Source organism: Pseudomonas sp. UBA5568 (assembly GCF_002425525.1).
GTDB lineage: Bacteria > Pseudomonadota > Gammaproteobacteria > Pseudomonadales > Pseudomonadaceae > Aquipseudomonas > Aquipseudomonas fulva.
This window is the reverse complement of record NZ_DIMK01000020.1, coordinates 1-18,236: the sequence shown is the minus strand read 5'-3', so window position 1 is coordinate 18,236 and position 18,236 is coordinate 1. Positions and strand designations below refer to the sequence as shown.

Below are 18,236 nucleotides of genomic sequence, written 5' to 3'. Positions count from 1 at the left end.
CGGCAAATCTACCCGCCTCGCCCACAGAGAGCCTTCCACTCAGGTCTTGCATCGGCTGTCGTGCCTGCTTCCATGGCCGTCACACTGCAAAGAACCTGTGGGTTGCCATCGCGCAGTCCCCTTTTGAGGTTCACGTCTCCAAAAGAGCGTGAAAAAACGGTTTTCACTACTTCACAAGAGTGTGGCGAGCAAATGAACAATCTGGCATGTGCAAAAGCGGCAGGTGTGTCCCCTACAGCCCTGAACAGGCGGCAAATGGCCCCAACCTGGATGCGTGTCTGAGCGGCTTGCGTAGCGCATCCGAGGGTCGTTGACCATAAGTCGAATTGCCGCACCTGGGGCAAACAGGGTTCAATAGGCGAACCCAAAGACTGGTTGGCGGTGTCCGCGGACGTTGCATGAACTGCGAAAAGTCGGACATGGCGATCCTGGAGAACCCGGTGATCCTGTGCTGTCAATTAGGTAGCTGTAGATTGTGGAGACGCGTTAAATGGCGCAGAACGAATCGGTTGATGTAGTACTGGTAGGCGCAGGCATCATGAGTGCCACCCTGGCCGTACTGCTCAAGGAGCTCGACCCGACCCTGAAACTCGAAGTGGTCGAGGCGATGGATTCCGGGGCCGCAGAGAGTTCCAACCCCTGGAACAACGCAGGCACCGGCCACGCCGGCTTGTGCGAGCTGAACTACACGCCCCAGGCCGCTGATGGCAGCATCGACATCAAGAAGGCCGTGCACATCAATACCCAGTTCGAGGTGTCTCGCCAGTTCTGGGCCTACTTGAGCAAGAAAGGCAACTTCGGCCCGGCGCGGGCGTTCATCAACCCGGTACCGCACCTGAGCTACGTCGAGGGTGACAAGGGCATCGCCTTCCTGAAAAAGCGCTATGAACTGCTCAAGCAGCATCACGCCTTTGCCGAGATGGAGTACACCGACGACAAGGCCGTGATGAACGAGTGGATGCCGCTGATGATGCCGGGCCGCCCGGCTGACCAGCACATTGCCGCCACCCGGGTGCTCAAGGGGACCGACGTCAATTTCGGGGCCCTGACCAACAAACTGCTCAAGTTGCTGGGCGACGCGCCCGACGCGCAGGTCAAGTATTGCAAGAAGGTCGTGGGCCTGCGTCGCAACGGCGCCGGCTGGACGGTCAGCATCAAGGACGTCAACAGCGGCGGCAGCCGCGAAGTGGACGCCCGCTTCGTGTTTCTCGGCGCCGGCGGCGCTGCCCTGCCGCTGCTGCAGGCCTCCGGCATCCCCGAAAGCAAGGGCTTTGGCGGCTTCCCGGTCAGTGGCCAGTGGCTGCGTTGCGACAATCCGGAAATCGTCAGTCAGCATCAGGCCAAGGTCTACAGCCAGGCCGCCGTTGGCGCGCCGCCCATGTCCGTGCCGCACCTGGACACGCGCGTGGTCGACGGCAAGAAATCCCTGCTGTTCGGGCCGTATGCCGGCTTTACCACCAAGTTCCTCAAGCACGGTTCGCTGCTGGACCTGCCCCTGTCGGTACGCCTGGGCAACCTTGGCCCGATGCTGGCGGTGGCCCGAGACAACATGGACCTGACCAAGTACCTGGTCAGTGAGGTGATGCAGTCGATGGAGCAGCGCCTGGAATCCCTGCGCCGCTTCTACCCCGAGGCCAAGGCCGAAGACTGGCGCCTGGAAGTGGCTGGCCAGCGTGTGCAGATCATCAAGAAGGACCCGAAGAAAGGCGGCGTTCTACAGTTCGGTACCGAGTTGGTGTCTGCCCAGGACGGCAGCCTGGCGGCGCTACTGGGCGCATCGCCCGGTGCTTCGGTGACGGTCTCGATCATGCTGGAACTGATCGAGCGCTGCTTCCCGGAGCAGGCAAAAGGTGCCTGGGCAGCCAAGCTCAAGGAGATCTTCCCGGCGCGCGAGAAGACCCTGGCCACCGACGCTGCGCTTTACCAGAAGATCAGCGCCGACAACGATGCGGCACTGGATCTGGTGCAAAGCAGCCCGGCAGCCAAGCATTACGCCTAAGCCGCCCGGCCAGTGAAAAACGCCCCTCGGGGCGTTTTTTCATGCCCGTGAGCGGGCGTTTTCGATGATTTCGATGTACTCCTCGCCATTGCGCTGATCGGCGATCTGCTCGGCGAACGTCTTGCCGTGCTCGTCCTTACCATCGAGGTCCAAGCCTGCTTCGACGAAGAAGCCAACGAAACGCCGGAAGTCATCCACGCGCAAGCCGCGGTAAGCCTTTACCAGCTTGTGCAGCGAGGGCGAGGTGACCTCATCGGCGGGCTCGAACTGGAGAAACGCCTTGATGTAGTCGTCGCTGATTTCGTCACCGATTACCTGTTTCTTGTCTTTACGCATTGCCGACTCCAACTGGACCATCACGATGTTCAAAGGGCGGCAGTGTACCTTCCGCCGCGCGCGAGCCTCAACGCGTACGTACGGTGCCGGTGTGCAGGTCCGCCCAGATGTGCCCGTTGGCATAGGTGAGAAACTGCACATACAGGGTCTCGTTGCGCAGCAGGTCCATGATGACCCGGTAATCGCTGAGCGGGTAATTCAAGCTCAGCGTGCGTGTCTTCTCGTCGTACAGCGGCTTTTTCAGGCTCTTGGCCGCCTCGCCGTCGAAGGTCAGCAGCACCTGGGTGATGCTGGCCGCCTTGCTCAGAGGCTTGCCTTTGAGGCGCACCTGCAAGGAAGAGGTGATCGGAATGGGTTGCTGGTCCGATTGGCGCTGGGCGCCGACCACCACGGTGTAGTCGGTGACCTGAAGGAGCTGCTGGGCGGTGGGCGCTGCCTGGCGCAGGGACTGGTCGTCGGGCGGCAAGAATTGGCTGTGCATCGGCGCGGCAGCCAGGGGCAGGCTGACTGCCAGCAGGAACGGGATGAACGCACGCATGTGAGGCTCCTTGGCTTGAAGGAGCACTCTAGCATGCTGCACGCGGGCGGCAGGCAGGCTGCGCTCAGAGCCCTTTGACGGCGAAGATGCCGTTGGCGTTGCGCCAGTAGCCCTTGTAGTCCATGCCATAACCGAAGATGTAACGATCGACGCACGGCAAGCCCACGTAGTTGGCCTTGAGGTCCGGGCTGGCCTTGCGGTCGTGGTCCTTGTCGATCAGCACGGCCGTGTGCACGGCGCGGGCGCCGGCATGCTTGCAGAAGTCGATGATAGCGCTGAGGGTGTGGCCCTCGTCGAGAATGTCATCGACGATCAGCACATCGCGGTCGATGAACGAGACTTCCGGCTTGGCCTTCCAGAACAGCTCGCCGCCACTGGTCTGGTTGCGGTAACGGGTGGCGTGCAGGTACGAGGCTTCCAGCGGGAACTGCAGGTGGGTCAACAGCTTGCCAGCAAAGATCAGGCCGCCGTTCATCACGCAGAACACCACGGGGTTCTTGTCGTGCAGTTCTTGGCAGATCTGCTCGCCGACCTTGGCGATGGCCGCTTCGACTTCGGCTTCGGTGTACAGGCAGTCTGCTTCACGCATGACTTGACGGATATGCTCGAGATCGGCGGACATGGCGCTCTCCAGGAGGTGCATTTTGGAAAAGCGGGCAAAGGTACGCATCCGCTCGTCACAGATCAAGCGTTTATGGACTAACGTGCAAAATGATCAGACGACAGCACAGGCTGAATAGATTAATCTAGCGCGGTTTTTTTGCCCGCCTTTCGGAGCCCCCCCTATGCCCACTCGTGAGATCCGCCATCCGCTGATCCGCCACAAGCTCGGCCTGATGCGCCGTGCTGATATCAGCACCAAGAATTTTCGCGAACTTGCCCAGGAAGTCGGCGCCCTGTTGACGTATGAGGCCACCCAGGACCTGCCACTGGAAACCTACGAAATCGACGGCTGGTGCGGCAAGGTTGCCGTGGAAAAGATCGCCGGCAAGAAGATCACGGTCGTGCCAATCCTGCGCGCAGGCATCGGCATGCTCGACGGCGTGCTCAGCCTGGTGCCGGGTGCCAAGGTCAGCGCGGTGGGCGTGGCCCGCAACGAAGAGACGCTTGAGGCCCACACTTACCTGGAAAAGCTCGCGCCGGACATCAATCAGCGCCTGGCACTGATCATCGATCCGATGCTGGCCACCGGCGCCTCGATGGTCGCCACCATCGACCTGCTGAAAAAGGCCGGTTGCCGGGAAATCCGCGCCATGGTCCTGGTTGCTGCCCCAGAGGGCATTGACGTGGTACACAAGGCCCACCCGGATGTGCAGATCTACACGGCCTCCATCGACCAGCGCCTGAACGAACATGGCTACATCGTCCCAGGCCTGGGTGATGCCGGCGACAAGATCTTCGGCACCAAGCAAAAGGACGCCTGACCATGCAGGACGGCTACAACGACCCGCTCTGGCGTCAGGTCGTTTCAGGCGCGCAGATGCTCTTCGTGGCATTTGGCGCGCTGGTGCTGATGCCCTTGATTACCGGCCTGGACCCTAACGTCGCGCTGTTCACCGCAGGCCTTGGCACCTTGCTGTTTCAGCTGGTGACCGGGCGTCAGGTGCCGGTCTTCCTGGCATCGAGCTTTGCCTTCATCACCCCGATCATTCTCGCCAAGGGCCAGTTCGGTCTGGCAGAAACCATGGGTGGCGTCATGGCCGCCGGGTTCGTCTACACCTTCATGGGCCTGATGGTGAAGATCAAGGGCACAGGCTTCATCGACCGTATGCTGCCCCCGGTGGTGATCGGCCCGGTGATCATCTCCATCGGCCTGGCCATGGCACCGATCGCGGCCAACATGGCGATGGGCAAGGCTGGCGATGGTAGCGTGCTGCTGCCCTACAGCACCGCCATGCTGATTTCCATGCCGGCCCTGCTGACGACGCTGATCGTGGCCGTGTTCGGCAAAGGCATCTTCCGCCTGGTGCCGATCATCGCCGGCGTGCTGGTGGGTTTTGCCCTGTCGTTCGCTTTCGGGGTGGTCGACACGGCGAAGATTGCAGCGGCGCCCTGGCTGGAATTGCCCAACTTCACCGCCCCTGCCTTCAACTGGCAGGCCATCCTGTTCATCGTGCCCGTGGCCTTGGCGCCGGCCATCGAGCATATCGGCGGGGTCATCGCGGTGGGCAGCGTGACGGGACGGGACTACCTGAAGACACCGGGCCTGCACCGCACGCTGCTGGGTGACGGCATCGCCACGACGGCAGCCGGCCTGTTCGGCGGACCGCCCAACACCACCTACGCCGAGGTGACCGGCGCGGTGATGCTGACCAAGAACTACAACCCGAAGATCATGACCTGGGCTGCGGTGTTCGCCATCACCCTGGCCTTCATCGGCAAGTTCGGCGCCCTGCTGCAGAGCATTCCGGTGCCTGTGATGGGTGGCATCCTCTGTCTGCTGTTCGGCTCGATCGCAGCCGTCGGGCTCAATACCATGATCCGCCACAAGGTCGACCTCGCCGAAGCGCGGAACCTGGTGATCGTGTCGGTGACCCTGGTATTCGGTATCGGCGGCGTGCTGGTCGGCAGCGGTGACGGTCCCGACGACTGGGGCCTGAAGGGCATCGCGTTGTGCGCCATCGTGGCGATCGCGCTCAACCTCATCCTGCCAGGCAACGATGCCTGGAAGCACAAGCAGCAGGATGATCAGTTGCCTTGACGCCTGAGTCGCCTGGTCTGGCGCCGTCCTCGACGGGGCCAGACCAGGCGGGCCATCAAGCGTTTTCGCAGAGCTTGGCCAGCACCCTCACCCATTCCGGGTGTTCGTTCATGCAGGGCACCAGCACCAGCTCCTGACCACCGGCTTCGACGAATTGCTCGCTGCCGCGCATGCCGATTTCCTCGAGCGTCTCGATGCAGTCGGCCACGAAGGCCGGGCACATCACCAGCAACTTCTTCACCCCGGCCTGGGCGAGTTCGTCCAGCCGCGCTTCGGTATAGGGTTCGATCCACTTGTCCCGGCCCAGCCGCGACTGGAAGGAGACCGACCACTTGCCCGCTGGTATGCCCAGCTTCGTCGCGAACGCCCTGGCCGTAGCCAGGCACTGCCCGCGGTAACACACGGCACGCACTTGGGCGCTGGCACCTTCGCAGCACTCGGGCGCTCGCAGGTCATGCTTCGTACCGCTGGGGAAGAGTTTCTTCAAATGGCGTTCGGGCAAGCCATGGAAGCTGAGCAGCAGGTGGTCATAGTCCTGCTCCAAATAGGGCCGGGCACTGGCGACCAATGCGTCAATGTAGTCTGGATCATCGTAGAACGGTTGCAGCACGCGCATCTGCAGCGGCAGTTGCTGCTCGGTGATGGTCTGCCGGGCGAGCTCCACGACGGTCGTTACTGTGCTGTCGGCAAATTGTGGGTACAGGGGCGCCAGGGTGACCTTGCGTATACCCTGCGCCGCCAGCCGCTCCAGTACCTGGGGCAAGGCTGGCTCACCGTAGCGCATGGCGATTTCCACCGGCCCGTGGGGCCAGTGATCGACCATGGCCGCTTGCAGGCGACGGGTAAGCACCACCAGCGGCGAGCCCTCGTCCCACCAGATCGAGGCATAGGCGTGGGCGGACTGCTCGGGACGCTTGATCAGTATCAACGACACCAACAGGCGCCGGATGGGCCAGGGCAAGTCGACCACATAGGGGTCCATGAGAAACTGATTGAGGTAGCGGCGAACATCGGCTACCGACGTGGAGGCCGGTGAACCCAGGTTGACCAGCAGCAAAGCGTGATCGGTCATGCAGCATCCTATGTCAGAGGCGGCTGGACAAATTGCCCAGCGCCGATTGCAGATCGTTGAAGCGGAACGTGAACCCGGCTGCCAGCAACCGCGCGGGGTAGGCGCGCTGGCCACCGAGCAGCAGGTTCGACATCTCGCCCAGGCCAGCTTTCAGCAGCAACCCAGGCAGGGGTATCACGGCAGGTCGGTGCAGCGCCCTGCCCAGCTGCTTGGCAAATTCACGGTTACGCACAGGCTCAGGTGCACAGGCATTGTAAGGGCCGCTGGCGTCGGTGCGCTGCAAGAGAAAATCAATCAGGGCGATCTGGTCGTCTATGTGGATCCAGGGCATCCACTGCCGACCGTTGCCTATCGGCCCACCTAATCCCAACTTGAAGGGCAAGCGCAGGCGAGACAGGAAGCCGCCGTCGCTGGCCAGCACCAGCCCTGTACGCACCAGCACCACCCGAATGCCCTGCGCTTGTGCACGGCACGCCGTTTCCTCCCAGGCGATGCACAGTTGGCTGGCGAAGTCTTCGACCACCGGCGGGGCGTCTTCGGTCAACTCACGTTCGCCGCCGTCACCGTACCATCCCACGGCCGAACCTGAGATCAGCACGCCCGGACGCTGCTCACGCCTGCCCAGCCATGCCAGCAATTGCTCCGTAAGGGCGATGCGGCTTGACCACAGCAGGTTGCGCCGAGAGGCCGTCCAGGGTCGATCGGCAATCGGCGCACCGGCCAGATTCACCACGGCATCAATGGGGTCGGCCGCTTCCAGTTCATTGAGCTCGGCAATGCCTCTGACACCGTCGCCGCAAAGCGTCGCCACCGCCTCGGGACGTCGACTCCACACGGTGAGCCGATGCCCTTGAGCAAGCCAGTGACGGCACAAGTGCCGGCCTATCAATCCGGTGCCGCCTGTCAGCAGGATGTGCATGGCAGTGTCCTCATGGAATAAGGCAGTGGTCTATTTTTAACATCAAGGCACTTTCTAGCGCCCATGCTCTCCGATAAACATAGGCCAACCAATCGTTACTTGCGGAATATACTTATACATATTTTTATGATTGTACAGGTTTGCCTGACAGCGTAATCTGCGCATAGCAAGGTTTTAAGAGGCCATCATGACCATACCTATTGCCATCATCGGGGCTGGCATTGCCGGCCTGTCAGCCGCCCAGGCACTGCAGAGCGCCGGGCAGACCGTGCACCTTTTCGACAAGGGCCATGGCAGCGGCGGGCGCATGGCCAGCAAACGCAGCGAAGCCGGTGCACTGGACTTGGGGGCGCAGTATTTCACCGCCCGTGACCGCCGCTTCGTCGAAGAACTGCAGCACTGGGTAGCCGCCGGCTGGGCGGCGCAGTGGAAACCACAGCTGTACAACTACCGCGACGGGTCACTCACCCCCTCCCCCGATGAACAGACCCGCTGGGTGGGCGTGCCACGCATGAGCGCCATCACCCGCGGCCTGCTCAAGGACATGACCGTTAGCTTCGCCTGCCGTATTACCGAGGTCTTTCGCGGCAAGGACTACTGGCACCTGCAGGACACCGAGGGCTGCAGCCATGGTCCATTCCGCCGTGTGGTGGTTGCCGTACCGGCGCCACAGGCAACGCCCCTACTGGCAGCCACGCCAAAGCTCGCAGCCGTGGCCGCCGGGGTGCAGATGGAGCCGACGTGGGCGGTGGCGCTGGGCTTTAAGGCCCCTCTGGATACGCCCATGCAAGGCTGCTTCGTCCAGGAAAGCCCCCTTGACTGGCTGGCACGCAACCGCAGCAAGCCGGGGCGCGACGAGACGCTGGACACGTGGGTACTGCACGCCACTTCCAACTGGAGCCGACAACACATCGACCTGTCCAAGGACGATGTCGTCGAGCACCTGCGCGGCGAGTTCGCCGAACTGGTCGGTTGCGCCGTGCCTGAGCCCGCGTTTGCCCTGGCCCACCGCTGGTTGTACGCCCGCCCCGGCAGCCATCACGAATTCGGCGCCCTGGCCGATGCCGACCAAGGGTTATATGCCTGTGGGGACTGGTGCCTGTCCGGACGGGTGGAAGGTGCCTGGTTGAGTGGACAAGAGGCCGCGCGCCGTTTACTTGAACACTTGGACTGATCGGCTATCTACACCTTAAGGGTTCGCACCGGACCCACTATGTGCTGGAATATTCCTGTACATGACTGATAAGTTGTACAGGTATACGGAGGCAGCTATGCACGACCCTGCAGTTCACCACAAGCCGCGCATCGCTATCAGTGCCTGCCTGACCGGGCATAACGTGCGTTACAACGGTGGGCACAAGTCCTCGGACCTGTGCCGCACCCAACTGGAAGAACATTTCGAATGGACGACGGTGTGCCCAGAAATGGCCATTGGCCTGGGTGTACCGCGCGATCCAATCCGGCTGGTGGGCGACCCTGAACATCCTGAAGTCGTGGGCACGCGCAACCCTGACCTGGACTATACGGGTCCGCTGCGTGATTACGGTAAACAGATGGCCGCCGAACTTGATGATGTTTGCGGCTACATCTTCATGCAGAAGTCGCCCTCGTGCGGTCTTGAGCGTGTCAAGGTCTACCAGGACAATGGTCACCCGGCCATCAACCGCGGTCGCGGCGCCTATGCGCAGGCTTTTTGCGAGCTAAGGCCAGACCTGCCGGTCGAAGAGGAAGGCCGCCTGCACGACCCTGTGCTGCGCGAGAACTTCATCAGCCGCGTGTACGCGTACGCCGATTGGCAACATCTGCTTGAGCAAGGCTTGAGTCGCCATGCGCTGCTGGCTTTCCACTCCCGCTACAAGTACCTGCTGATGGCGAACAACCCGCAGGCTTATCGCACCTTGGGGCGCATGCTCGGCAGCATGAGCAAGGACGACGATACGGCCGTTGTCGCCCCGCGCTATTTCTCGGAGCTGATGCAGGCTTTGCGCCGCTGTGCCAGCCGTGGCACACACGGCAATGTGTTGCAGCATCTGAGCGGCTACTTCAAAAACGCCCTGACCCCTGCCGACAAAGCCGAGCTGCAGACGTTGATCGGACAGTACCAGCAAGGGGTCGTGCCTTTGATCGTACCGCTGACCCTGCTCAAGCATCATCTGCGCAACCACCCTGACCCCTACCTGCTGCAACAAGCCTACTTGCAGCCTCATCCTGAACGCCTGGGACTACGTAATGCGGTCTGAGATTCTTCTACCAATTGGTGAGCTGGCCCGGCGCACGGGCGTCAACCCGGTCACCCTGCGCGCATGGGAGCGGCGCTACGGGCTGCTCAAGCCACAGCGCACACCCAAGGGGCATCGACTGTACCCGGTCGAACAGGTCGAGAGAGTGGAAGCGATCCTGGCCTGGTTGCAGCGTGGTGCATCGGTCAGCCAGGTGGGGGATTTGCTGGACAAGCCACTCAGCACCCCACCCACCGGGGATTGGCAAACCCGTCAGTTCCAGATGCTCGAAGCCATCGCCAACTTGTCGCAACGGGCGCTGGATCATCAGTTGAACCAGGCCATGGCGCTCTACCCTGCCGTCACGTTATGCGAGCAGTTGCTGCTGCCTTTGCTGGACCTGCTGGAACTGCGCTGGCGCAATTACTTCAACGCCCGGCTTGAGCAGGTGTTCTTCCATACGTGGTTGCGCAGCAAACTGGGCGCGCGGGTGTATCACGACAATCAGCTGCTACAGGGCCCACCGGTTCTGCTTGCCGAAGACAGTGACCGAGGCTTCGACCCTGGCCTGTGGCTCTGCGCATGGCTGTTCACCAGCAATGGCTTTGCGGTGGAAATCCTCGAGCAAGCCGTGGCCGGTGCGCAGTTGCAGAGTGCAGCTGCGGCCTTGAAGCCGCGCGCGGTGCTCCTGAACCTCGGCCCGCGCATCGACACCCGCGCGTTGCAGCGCACGCTCCAGAACCTGCAGCTGCCCACCCTTGCCGGGGGAGCCTTGCTGGCGCTGCATCAGGCTCAACTGGGCTCGCTCGACCTGCCTCACCTGCACACCTTCGATACCCCTCAAGCGGCCTTGCAGTTACTGCAAGGCCTGTGACTGCCAGCCTGGAGAGATTCCGATTTCATGCATTTGACCTGGCTTCGCAGTGACCTACGCGTTACCGACAACACCGCGCTGAGCGCCGCCAGTGAACGTGGCCCAACCCTGGCCCTGTGGCTTATCAGCCCTGGTCAATGGCAGGCCCATGACGATGCGGCCTGCAAAGTGGATTTCTGGCTACGCAACCTGCGCGAGGTGCGCCAGTCGCTTGATGCGCTCAACATCCCATTGCTCATACGCACGATAGACACCTGGGATGATGCGCCTCAGGCTGTGCTCGACGTCTGCCGGAAGCATCATGTCCAGAGCGTTCACTGGAACGAGGAATACGGCATCAACGAGGCCCGCCGCGACACGGCCACGCGCCAATTGCTCGAAGCCTCCGAGGTTCAGGTTCACAGCCACCTCGACCAGCTCCTGTTCCGGCCCGGAACGGTGCTGACCCGCAGTGGCGGCTACTTCCAGGTGTTCGGCCAATTCAAGAAAAACTGCCTGGAACACTTGCACCGCAGCCTGCCCTCAATGGCCTCACCGGTTAAACGTCAAGCCCCGACATCAATCAAGAGCGACCCGATTGCGCACCATGTCGACCCCTTCGAAAAGCCCGCAGACGCGCTGCGCAAGCATTGGCCTGCTGGCGAGCAGGAGGCTCAGGCAAGGCTTGCCCGATTCACCGACGAGGTCATCGACGATTACGAGACGTTGCGTGATCTTCCTGCTCGCGAGGGCACCAGTCAGCTGTCAGCCTACCTTGCAGCGGGGGTCATCTCACCCCGCCAATGCCTGCATGCCGCGCTGGCCCACAACCGAGGCGAGTTCGACAGCGGCAGCAGCGGCGTCCAGACCTGGATCAACGAGCTGCTCTGGCGCGAATTCTACAAGCACATCTTGACGGGCTATCCCCAGGTGTCTCGGCATCGTGCCTTCCGTGCGCACACCGAGGCGTTGCCGTGGCGTAAAGCACCCAAGGAATTCGAAGCCTGGCAGCAGGGCCGAACCGGCTTCCCGATCATCGATGCGGCCATGCGCCAGATGCTGGCCACCGGCTGGATGCACAACCGGCTACGCATGCTGACCGCCATGTTCCTGAGCAAGAACCTGTTGATCGACTGGCGGCTGGGGGAACGTCACTTCATGCGCCATCTGATCGACGGCGATCTGGCGGCCAACAACGGCGGCTGGCAGTGGAGCGCATCCACCGGCACCGACTCGGTCCCCTACTTCAGGATCTTCAACCCCGTGTCGCAGTCCCAACGTTTTGACCCCAAGGCCCGCTTTATCCGTCAGTGGGTACCTGAATTGCAGGGCATTGACGACAAAAATATCCACGACCCCGGAAAATGCCACGGCTTGATTGATGCTAATCTCTATCCCACTCCTATCGTCGATCTTCACAGTAGTCGACAGCGGGCGCTCCAGGCTTTCAAGGAGTTGCCCCGCTAGTCGTGTATAGAGGGCAATGCCGTGGGTGGCTCACGCAGTTTTTGGGTTACGGGCGCAACGGATGGGCTGGGCCTGGCACTGGTCCGCAATCTTTTAGCTAATGGGCAGCGGGTCGCCGCCAGTGCAGGTGCAAGCGAGGAACTCGATCGCTTGTGCTTGCACCATGGCGATCGCTTGCTGCGGCTTCCAGGCCAATTACATCAGCAGCCCGATGCTGACGAGGCAGGCCGCATGATCGGCGACGCCTGGGGCTCATTGGATGGCTTGATCCTGAATGCCGCCACCTGTGATTACGTGCTTCCTGGTACCTCGGACAGCGAGTTGTTCGAGCATCTGATCACCACCAACCTTCAGGCGGCACAGCACTGCCTCGAGTACGCCACGCCCTTGCTGGCCAAGGGCGATACGCCCCAGATAATGGCGGTTTTCAGCCGCTACTCCGCCACGCAGCTCTACGCGCCGACGCAGTTTCCTGCCGGCTGGAACAACGCCGTGCAGTGGGTGAGGGAGCAGCGTTCATCGTTGCTCGCCAACGGCATAGCGCTGACAGTGGTAGCGCCACAATCCCTGAAAAACCCTGTGACGGCTGCCAGCGCGGTGCCTGAAGACTGGACCGCCGACACAGCGGCGCTGGAGCTTCTGGCGCGCTTGCCTGCACGTGAGCCTGAGCTGGTGCTCGAGACGCTGAACCCGTCGAATCTCTGGCCGCTGCCGCAGCACTAGCTGCGAGGCTCAACACGCCGTGCAGTCATGCAGTGCAGCGTGCTCAGGACGTGAAACGTTCCACGTCTTGAGAGGTATGCCACAGCACCGGAAGGATATCCATCAACGCGCGTGGATCGCCGCTGGTCCAGAACCGCGTTGGCCGAGCCGGGCCGGGTGCCAGCAGATCAGCACCCGCGAGCAGGCGTTCGAGTTGGCGCGCCACGGCTGCGCCCGTATCGATGACGGCCACGTGGGAGGGCACCGTTTCAGCCAGCAAGGGTTTCAAGAACGGATAATGCGTGCAGCCCAGTATCAAGGTATCGCAGCCCGCCGCCAGAAGCGGTTCAACGTACCTGCCCAGCAACGTGCGTAAAACCGGGCTGTTCAGGTCTCCCGTTTCGATCAGTTCGACAAGCCCGGGGCAAGGCTGGGTGATCACCTGCACGTTGCTGGCAAAGCGATCGAGCAAGGCGGCAAACTTGGCACTTTGCAAGGTTCCGGTCGTGGCCAGCACGCCGACTATCCCTGAACGGGTGGCCGCTGCGGCAGGCTTGACCGCCGGCTCCATGCCCACGATCAGCCAGTGAGGATAGTGCTCGCGCAGATCAGCCACCGCAGCCACGGTAGCCGTGTTGCAGGCCAGTACCATGGCCTTGGCGCCTTGTTGATGAAAGAAGGCGGCGATGTGGCGGCAGCGTTCACGAATGTAGTCCGGGGACTTTTCCCCGTACGGCACATGGCCACAATCCGCGAGGTAGTGGAGCGTTTCGTTGGGCAAGCGTTGATGAATCTCGGCAAGCACTGACAGCCCCCCCACCCCGGAGTCCATCACCCCGACCGGCCCCTCGCGCTCAGCCATCGCGCTTGCCACACACCGCGCAGCCAGGGTCGCGTTTGACCCGCAACTCACGGATGCGCGTGCCCAAGGCGTCGATCAGCAACAGTCGCCCTACCAAGGGTTCGCCAAAGCCGGCCAGCAGCTTCATGGCCTCCAGCGCCTGCAAGCTGCCCACCAGACCCACCAAGGGGCCGATCACGCCAGCCTCGCTGCAGGTCAGCTCGGCCTCGCTGCCATGGCCATACAGGCAGTGATAGCAGGGGCTGTAGTCCCGGCGCGGGTCGAACACCGACAGCTGGCCTTCCAGGCGTATTGCGGCGCCACTGACCAAGGGCTTCGCGGCTGCCACGCAGGCCGCGTTGACCGCCTCACGTGTACCGAAGTTATCCGAGCAGTCCAGGACCAGGTCCACTGCCGATACGGCAGCGGCCAGTGAATCTTCATCCAGCGCCTGGCGGTGGGCGATCAGGTCGATTTCCGGGTTGATCGCCTGCAAACGTTGCAGGGCCGAGTCGACCTTGCTCATGCCCACGCTGGCACTGTCATGGATGACCTGGCGCTGCAGGTTCGTCAGGTCGACCGTATCGAAATCCGCCAGGTGCAGCTCGCCAACGCCGGCAGCTGCCAGATACAGCGCCACAGGCGAGCCCAGGCCACCGAGTCCGACGATCAGGGCCTTGCTCTGCTTGAGGCGCAGCTGGCCGTCGATGTCGATCTGGGACAGCAATACCTGCCGACTGTAGCGCAGCAGCTCCTGGTCGCTCAGCATGGCAAGCGCCCCACGGTGATGCGCTGGTGACCGCCCAGGTCGATGCGGCTGCCCACCTCGACAAAGGCGTTTTCCCGCAGCAGTGCCTGTACGGCATCAGCCTGGTCGTAACCATGCTCGAGCAGAAGCCAACCGCCAGGGGTGAGGTGGCTCGGCGCCTGGGCGGCGATGACCCGCAGGTCGTCAAGACCGTCGACCCCGGCTACCAGCGCGCTGCTGGGCTCGAAGCGCACGTCACCGTCGACCAGATGCGGGTCTGAAGCCGCGATGTAGGGTGGGTTACTGACGATCAGGTCGAAGCGCTCGTCGGCAAGCCCCTCAAGCCAGTGGCTGACCTGGATGCGGACGTTGGCCAGACCAAGCCGCTGGCGATTGCGCTCGGCCAACGCGGCGGCCTCGGGCACGCGATCCACCGCCGTTACCTGCCACGCCGGTCGCTCGCTGGCCAGGGCCAGGGCAATTGCACCGGTGCCCGTCCCCAGGTCGAGCACCCTGGCCGGCAGCGCAGGCTGCAACTCCAGTGCCGTCTCGACCAGCAGTTCGGTGTCCGGGCGCGGGATGAGCGTATGCGGGGCCACTTCCAGATCGATCTTCCAGAAGCCCTGCTGGCCCAGAATATAGGCCACAGGCTCCCCTTCCCTGCGCCGCTGCAGGTAGCCGGCGTAGGTCTGGGCAGCTTCGCTGCTGACGATGCGCTCTGGCCATGTGTGCAAATAACTGCGTGACTTGCCAAGCGCCGCCGCCAGCAGCAGCTCGGCATCCAGGCGCTCGGTAGGCGAATCGGGTAACTGCGCGTTGCGCAGCAGGCTGGCGATGATGGTCATCAGTCCCCCAGAGCAGCCAGTTGGTCGGCCTGGTATTCGGCCAGCAGGGGCTCGATCACCGCATCGACCCCACCGGCGAGCACGTCGTCCAGCGAGTACAAGGTCAGATTGATGCGATGGTCCGTGACCCGACCCTGTGGATAATTGTAGGTGCGGATGCGTTCGGAGCGATCCCCGGAGCCCACCAGCAGTTTGCGCTCACTGGCGATGGCGTTCTGAGCGGCGCTGGTCTGCATGTCGTTCAACTTCGCCGATAACCAGGACAAGGCGCGCGCACGGTTCTTGTGCTGGGAACGCTCTTCCTGGCATTCGACGACAATGCCTGTGGGCAAGTGCGTGATGCGGATGGCCGAGTCGGTCTTGTTCACGTGCTGACCGCCCGCGCCGGACGCGCGGTAGGTGTCCACGCGCAAGTCGGCTGGGTTGATCTCGATGGCCGCTTGTTCATCCGGCTCCGGCAAAACCGCCACGGTGCAGGCCGAGGTGTGGATGCGGCCCTGGGATTCGGTTTCGGGGACGCGCTGTACACGGTGCGCGCCGGACTCGAACTTGAGCTTGCCGTACACGTTCTCGCCCTCGACGCGGGCGATGATTTCCTTGTACCCGCCGTGCTCGCCTTCGTTCTCGGAAAGGATCTCCAGCCGCCAGCCGCGCTTTTCCGCGTAGCGCGAATACATGCGAAACAGATCGCCCGAAAAGATCGCCGCTTCGTCGCCACCCGTTCCGGCGCGAATCTCGAGAAACACGTTGCGCCCGTCGTTGGGGTCCTTGGGCAGCAACATGCGCTGCAGTTGCGACTCCAACGCCACCAACTGGTCCTTGGCCTCACGCACTTCCTCCACGGCCATTTCACGCATGTCCGGGTCGCTGTCCTTGAGCAGCGCCTGGGCGCTTTCAAGATCATCCTGGACCTTGCGCCATTGCTGATAGGCCGTGTGCACCGGCTCGACTTCGGCATATTCGCGGGAATAGGCGCGAAAACGTGTCTGGTCGGAAATGACCTCGGCATCACCGAGCAAGGCGGTGAGTTCTTCGAAGCGGTCCTGGAGAATGTCCAGTTTATTGAGCAGCGACGCTTTCATTGCAGGGATTTGTCCGTGGAGCCCTCGTCGAGGGCAAAGAGTTCCTGGGCCATGGCCAGCGCATCGAGGCGGCCCTCGGCCGAGAGCTTTTTCAGCTGCACGCTGGGCGCATGCAGGAGCTTGTTGGTCAGGCCGCGCGCCAATTGGGCCAATACGTCTTCAGGGTTGCCACCATTGGCCAGCAAGCGCTGGGCCTTTTGCAGTTCTTCATCACGCAGCCGCTCGCTTTGCTGGCGGTACGCCCGGAGCACATCGACAGCGGCCAGCTCTCGCAGGCGCGCCATGAAATCCTCGGCCCCCACCGCCACCAGTTCTTCGGCGGCCTGGGCGGCGCCTTGGCGGCTCTTGAGGTTTTCGGCAACCACGTCATGCAGGTCGTCGACGGTATACAGGTACACATCGTCGAGCTCGCCCACTTCGGTCTCGATGTCGCGCGGGACGGCGATATCGACCATGAAGATGGGTTTGTGTCGGCGCTGCTTGAGGGCGCTTTCGACGGCGCCCTTGCCCAGAATCGGCAACTGGCTGGCGGTGGAGCTGATGACGATATCGCTGTTGGCGAGTTCCTGGGGGATATCGGCGAGCAGCACGGCATGTGCGCCGAACTGTTCGGCCAGGGTGCTGGCGCGCTCGAGCGTACGGTTGGCCACCACGATGCGGCGTACGCCCTGCTCGTGCAGGTGGCGAGCGACCAGGGTGATGGTCTCGCCGGCGCCGATCAGCAGTGCCTGACTGCGGGCCAGGTCGCTGAAGATCTGTTTGGCCAGACTGACGGCCGCGAAAGCGACCGACACGGGGTTTTCGCCGATGGCGGTGTCGGTACGGACCTGTTTGGCGGCGCTGAACGTGGCCTGGAACAGGCGCCCGAGCAGCGGCCCGACGGTGCCGGCCTCGCGGGCAACGGCATAGGCGGATTTCATCTGGCCGAGGATCTGCGGTTCGCCGAGCACCAGTGAGTCGAGGCCGGAGGCGACGCGCATCATGTGCCGGACGGCGTCGTGTTCTTCATGCACGTAGGCGCTGGCACGCAGTTCGTCGAGGCTGAGGCGGTGATAGTCGGCCAGCCACTGGAGCACGGCATCGGCCGACAGTTGGTCCTGCTCGATGTAGAGCTCGCTGCGGTTGCAGGTGGACAGGATCGCTGCCTCGCGACTGGTGGTGAGGCGGCAGAGCTGCTGCAGGGCGTCCACCAGCTGCTCCGGGGTAAACGCCACGCGCTCGCGTACGTCTACCGAGGCAGTCTTATGGTTGATACCAAGTGCAAGAAAGGCCATGCAAGATCGCTGGTTGTGACAGGAAGCCGATAATTGTCCTCTTTCGCAGGTTGCAGGACAACCACCGTTCGCTATCGAGGCGATAGTGTGGCGGGGTCGAGGTGATCTTGCCGATACGCTGTGGACTTCCGGCGCTGGCCTCCAAGGTTGTAGTTATTCAGCTATTACCCGCCCCTTGATGGGGTGCTCAAGGCGACAGTACGCGCGCCTGACTTGCACCGAGCTACAACTTCTTCACGTTCAAGGTCGCTATCGGGCCTTGCGCTGCGTACGTGCTTCCAACACAACCTCTCATGACTCTTGAGTTCAATACTGACTCCCCCTTACTCCATAGCGTTTAATCTTGCTTTTGATCTTGATCTTGATCTTGCTTTTGATCTTCGCGACTTCAGAAGGCCGAACGCAGGTCTTGCGGAGGGAGGTGACAGGCATGGATGCCTGTCAAGCGCTGGGCCCCAGGATGGGGCCTACAGCGCGGTCCTCCCGGGAGCAAGACCGGAGTGAGGGAACCCCGAAGCGCAGCGTAGGGGCCGTATGAACGGAGCGCAGCCTTTTTTGGTTACTTTTTGTGGCGTTTGACAAAAAGTAACTCGCCGTAAGGGCGAAAAGGTGATTAAGCGTCGCCATCGCAAATGGACTA

Annotated in this window: 17 protein-coding genes and 1 pseudogene; 8 read left to right on the top strand and 10 right to left on the bottom strand. The window is 62.4% G+C overall.

From position 1 onward, the window contains the following. Nucleotides 1–490 precede the first annotated feature (490 nt). A complete protein-coding gene (gene mqo / locus B2S33_RS05975) occupies nucleotides 491–1,999 on the top strand; it encodes a malate dehydrogenase (quinone) (RefSeq protein WP_023534698.1) in 1,509 nt (502 codons plus the stop codon). A gap of 39 nt (nucleotides 2,000–2,038) precedes the next feature. Here mqo and B2S33_RS05970 read toward each other — a convergent pair whose 3' ends face one another. The 3 genes from B2S33_RS05970 to B2S33_RS05960 form a co-directional block, all read right to left on the bottom strand. Next, nucleotides 2,039–2,335: a PA4642 family protein gene (locus tag B2S33_RS05970; RefSeq protein WP_027916611.1), complete on the bottom strand. Its 297-nt coding sequence runs from the start codon at nucleotides 2,333–2,335 to the stop codon at nucleotides 2,039–2,041. A 67-nt stretch (nucleotides 2,336–2,402) separates the two neighbouring features. Then, entirely contained in the window at nucleotides 2,403–2,873 is a 471-nt protein-coding gene (locus B2S33_RS05965) for a hypothetical protein (protein ID WP_028688106.1), read from the bottom strand. A gap of 64 nt (nucleotides 2,874–2,937) precedes the next feature. After that, nucleotides 2,938–3,495 carry a hypoxanthine-guanine phosphoribosyltransferase gene (locus B2S33_RS05960; RefSeq protein ID WP_140175033.1) on the bottom strand — a complete coding sequence of 186 codons (558 nt, stop codon included), beginning with the start codon at nucleotides 3,493–3,495 and terminating at the stop codon, nucleotides 2,938–2,940. 163 nt (nucleotides 3,496–3,658) lie between these two features. Between B2S33_RS05960 and upp the strand changes: the two genes are divergently transcribed. Both upp and B2S33_RS05950 read left to right on the top strand, forming a co-directional pair. Beyond that, nucleotides 3,659–4,297: a uracil phosphoribosyltransferase gene (upp, locus tag B2S33_RS05955; RefSeq protein WP_027916614.1), complete on the top strand. Its 639-nt coding sequence runs from the start codon at nucleotides 3,659–3,661 to the stop codon at nucleotides 4,295–4,297. Nucleotides 4,298–4,299: 2 nt separating this feature from the next. Beyond that, complete coding sequence (locus B2S33_RS05950) at nucleotides 4,300–5,574, top strand: uracil-xanthine permease family protein (RefSeq protein ID WP_023534705.1); 1,275 nt, start codon at nucleotides 4,300–4,302, stop codon at nucleotides 5,572–5,574. A 55-nt stretch (nucleotides 5,575–5,629) separates the two neighbouring features. Here B2S33_RS05950 and hemH read toward each other — a convergent pair whose 3' ends face one another. Together hemH and B2S33_RS05940 are read right to left on the bottom strand one after the other, a co-directional pair. Beyond that, nucleotides 5,630–6,646: a ferrochelatase gene (gene hemH / locus B2S33_RS05945; RefSeq protein ID WP_104926520.1), complete on the bottom strand. Its 1,017-nt coding sequence runs from the start codon at nucleotides 6,644–6,646 to the stop codon at nucleotides 5,630–5,632. 13 nt (nucleotides 6,647–6,659) lie between these two features. Then, nucleotides 6,660–7,565: a TIGR01777 family oxidoreductase gene (locus B2S33_RS05940; RefSeq protein WP_280077097.1), complete on the bottom strand. Its 906-nt coding sequence runs from the start codon at nucleotides 7,563–7,565 to the stop codon at nucleotides 6,660–6,662. A gap of 187 nt (nucleotides 7,566–7,752) precedes the next feature. Between B2S33_RS05940 and B2S33_RS05935 the strand changes: the two genes are divergently transcribed. The 5 genes and pseudogenes from B2S33_RS05935 (at nucleotide 7,753) to B2S33_RS05915 (ending at nucleotide 12,827) form a co-directional block, all read left to right on the top strand. Continuing rightward, the gene (locus B2S33_RS05935; protein ID WP_027916617.1) at nucleotides 7,753–8,739 is read left to right on the top strand and encodes an NAD(P)/FAD-dependent oxidoreductase; all 987 of its coding nucleotides are present in this window, start codon (nucleotides 7,753–7,755) and stop codon (nucleotides 8,737–8,739) included. 97 nt (nucleotides 8,740–8,836) lie between these two features. Continuing rightward, nucleotides 8,837–9,805: a YbgA family protein gene (locus tag B2S33_RS05930; RefSeq protein WP_027916618.1), complete on the top strand. Its 969-nt coding sequence runs from the start codon at nucleotides 8,837–8,839 to the stop codon at nucleotides 9,803–9,805. After that, nucleotides 9,795–10,695 (top strand): annotated as a pseudogene (locus tag B2S33_RS05925) (MerR family transcriptional regulator). Before B2S33_RS05930 ends, B2S33_RS05925 begins: the two are co-directional and overlap by 11 nt. Next, nucleotides 10,686–12,104: a deoxyribodipyrimidine photo-lyase gene (phrB, locus tag B2S33_RS05920; RefSeq protein WP_049695440.1), complete on the top strand. Its 1,419-nt coding sequence runs from the start codon at nucleotides 10,686–10,688 to the stop codon at nucleotides 12,102–12,104. The pseudogene B2S33_RS05925 and the gene phrB overlap by 10 nt, the downstream one beginning before the upstream one ends. A 21-nt stretch (nucleotides 12,105–12,125) precedes the next feature. Beyond that, nucleotides 12,126–12,827 (top strand): SDR family NAD(P)-dependent oxidoreductase, encoded by a 702-nt coding sequence (locus B2S33_RS05915; protein ID WP_033695226.1) that lies wholly within the window; start codon nucleotides 12,126–12,128, stop codon nucleotides 12,825–12,827. Between the two features lie 43 nt (nucleotides 12,828–12,870). On the opposite strand, the gene murI is transcribed toward B2S33_RS05915, so the two are convergent. From murI to hemA, 5 genes are read right to left on the bottom strand one after another with little or no spacing between them, the layout of a single operon-like run. Then, on the bottom strand, nucleotides 12,871–13,668 hold the full coding sequence (gene murI / locus B2S33_RS05910) for a glutamate racemase (protein WP_288650056.1): 798 nt from the start codon (nucleotides 13,666–13,668) through the stop codon (nucleotides 12,871–12,873). After that, a complete protein-coding gene (locus B2S33_RS05905) occupies nucleotides 13,661–14,416 on the bottom strand; it encodes a molybdopterin-synthase adenylyltransferase MoeB (protein ID WP_059183640.1) in 756 nt (251 codons plus the stop codon). Before B2S33_RS05905 ends, murI begins: the two co-directional genes overlap by 8 nt. Then, the gene (gene prmC, locus B2S33_RS05900; protein WP_280077094.1) at nucleotides 14,410–15,240 is read right to left on the bottom strand and encodes a peptide chain release factor N(5)-glutamine methyltransferase; all 831 of its coding nucleotides are present in this window, start codon (nucleotides 15,238–15,240) and stop codon (nucleotides 14,410–14,412) included. The genes B2S33_RS05905 and prmC overlap by 7 nt, the downstream gene beginning before the upstream one ends. Then, complete coding sequence (prfA, locus tag B2S33_RS05895; protein WP_027916624.1) at nucleotides 15,240–16,322, bottom strand: peptide chain release factor 1; 1,083 nt, start codon at nucleotides 16,320–16,322, stop codon at nucleotides 15,240–15,242. Before prfA ends, prmC begins: the two co-directional genes overlap by 1 nt. Further along, nucleotides 16,319–17,596 (bottom strand): glutamyl-tRNA reductase, encoded by a 1,278-nt coding sequence (hemA, locus tag B2S33_RS05890; RefSeq protein WP_128610168.1) that lies wholly within the window; start codon nucleotides 17,594–17,596, stop codon nucleotides 16,319–16,321. Before hemA ends, prfA begins: the two co-directional genes overlap by 4 nt. Nucleotides 17,597–18,236: the final 640 nt, after the last annotated feature.

Excerpts from the sequence above, each read along its gene's own strand:
- upp (WP_027916614.1), top strand. The coding sequence starts at position 3,659 with ATGCCCACTCGTGAGATCCGCCATCCGCTGATCCGCCACAAGCTCGGC.
- B2S33_RS05960 (WP_140175033.1), bottom strand. The coding sequence starts at position 3,495 with ATGTCCGCCGATCTCGAGCATATCCGTCAAGTCATGCGTGAAGCAGAC.
- hemA (WP_128610168.1), bottom strand. The coding sequence starts at position 17,596 with ATGGCCTTTCTTGCACTTGGTATCAACCATAAGACTGCCTCGGTAGAC.
- hemH (WP_104926520.1), bottom strand. The coding sequence starts at position 6,646 with ATGACCGATCACGCTTTGCTGCTGGTCAACCTGGGTTCACCGGCCTCC.
- mqo (WP_023534698.1), top strand. The coding sequence starts at position 491 with ATGGCGCAGAACGAATCGGTTGATGTAGTACTGGTAGGCGCAGGCATC.
- B2S33_RS05935 (WP_027916617.1), top strand. The coding sequence starts at position 7,753 with ATGACCATACCTATTGCCATCATCGGGGCTGGCATTGCCGGCCTGTCA.
- B2S33_RS05940 (WP_280077097.1), bottom strand. The coding sequence starts at position 7,565 with ATGCACATCCTGCTGACAGGCGGCACCGGATTGATAGGCCGGCACTTG.
- B2S33_RS05970 (WP_027916611.1), bottom strand. The coding sequence starts at position 2,335 with ATGCGTAAAGACAAGAAACAGGTAATCGGTGACGAAATCAGCGACGAC.
- B2S33_RS05950 (WP_023534705.1), top strand. The coding sequence starts at position 4,300 with ATGCAGGACGGCTACAACGACCCGCTCTGGCGTCAGGTCGTTTCAGGC.
- B2S33_RS05905 (WP_059183640.1), bottom strand. The coding sequence starts at position 14,416 with ATGCTGAGCGACCAGGAGCTGCTGCGCTACAGTCGGCAGGTATTGCTG.
- B2S33_RS05930 (WP_027916618.1), top strand. The coding sequence starts at position 8,837 with ATGCACGACCCTGCAGTTCACCACAAGCCGCGCATCGCTATCAGTGCC.
- prmC (WP_280077094.1), bottom strand. The coding sequence starts at position 15,240 with ATGACCATCATCGCCAGCCTGCTGCGCAACGCGCAGTTACCCGATTCG.
- murI (WP_288650056.1), bottom strand. The coding sequence starts at position 13,668 with ATGGCTGAGCGCGAGGGGCCGGTCGGGGTGATGGACTCCGGGGTGGGG.
- B2S33_RS05965 (WP_028688106.1), bottom strand. The coding sequence starts at position 2,873 with ATGCGTGCGTTCATCCCGTTCCTGCTGGCAGTCAGCCTGCCCCTGGCT.
- prfA (WP_027916624.1), bottom strand. The coding sequence starts at position 16,322 with ATGAAAGCGTCGCTGCTCAATAAACTGGACATTCTCCAGGACCGCTTC.
- phrB (WP_049695440.1), top strand. The coding sequence starts at position 10,686 with ATGCATTTGACCTGGCTTCGCAGTGACCTACGCGTTACCGACAACACC.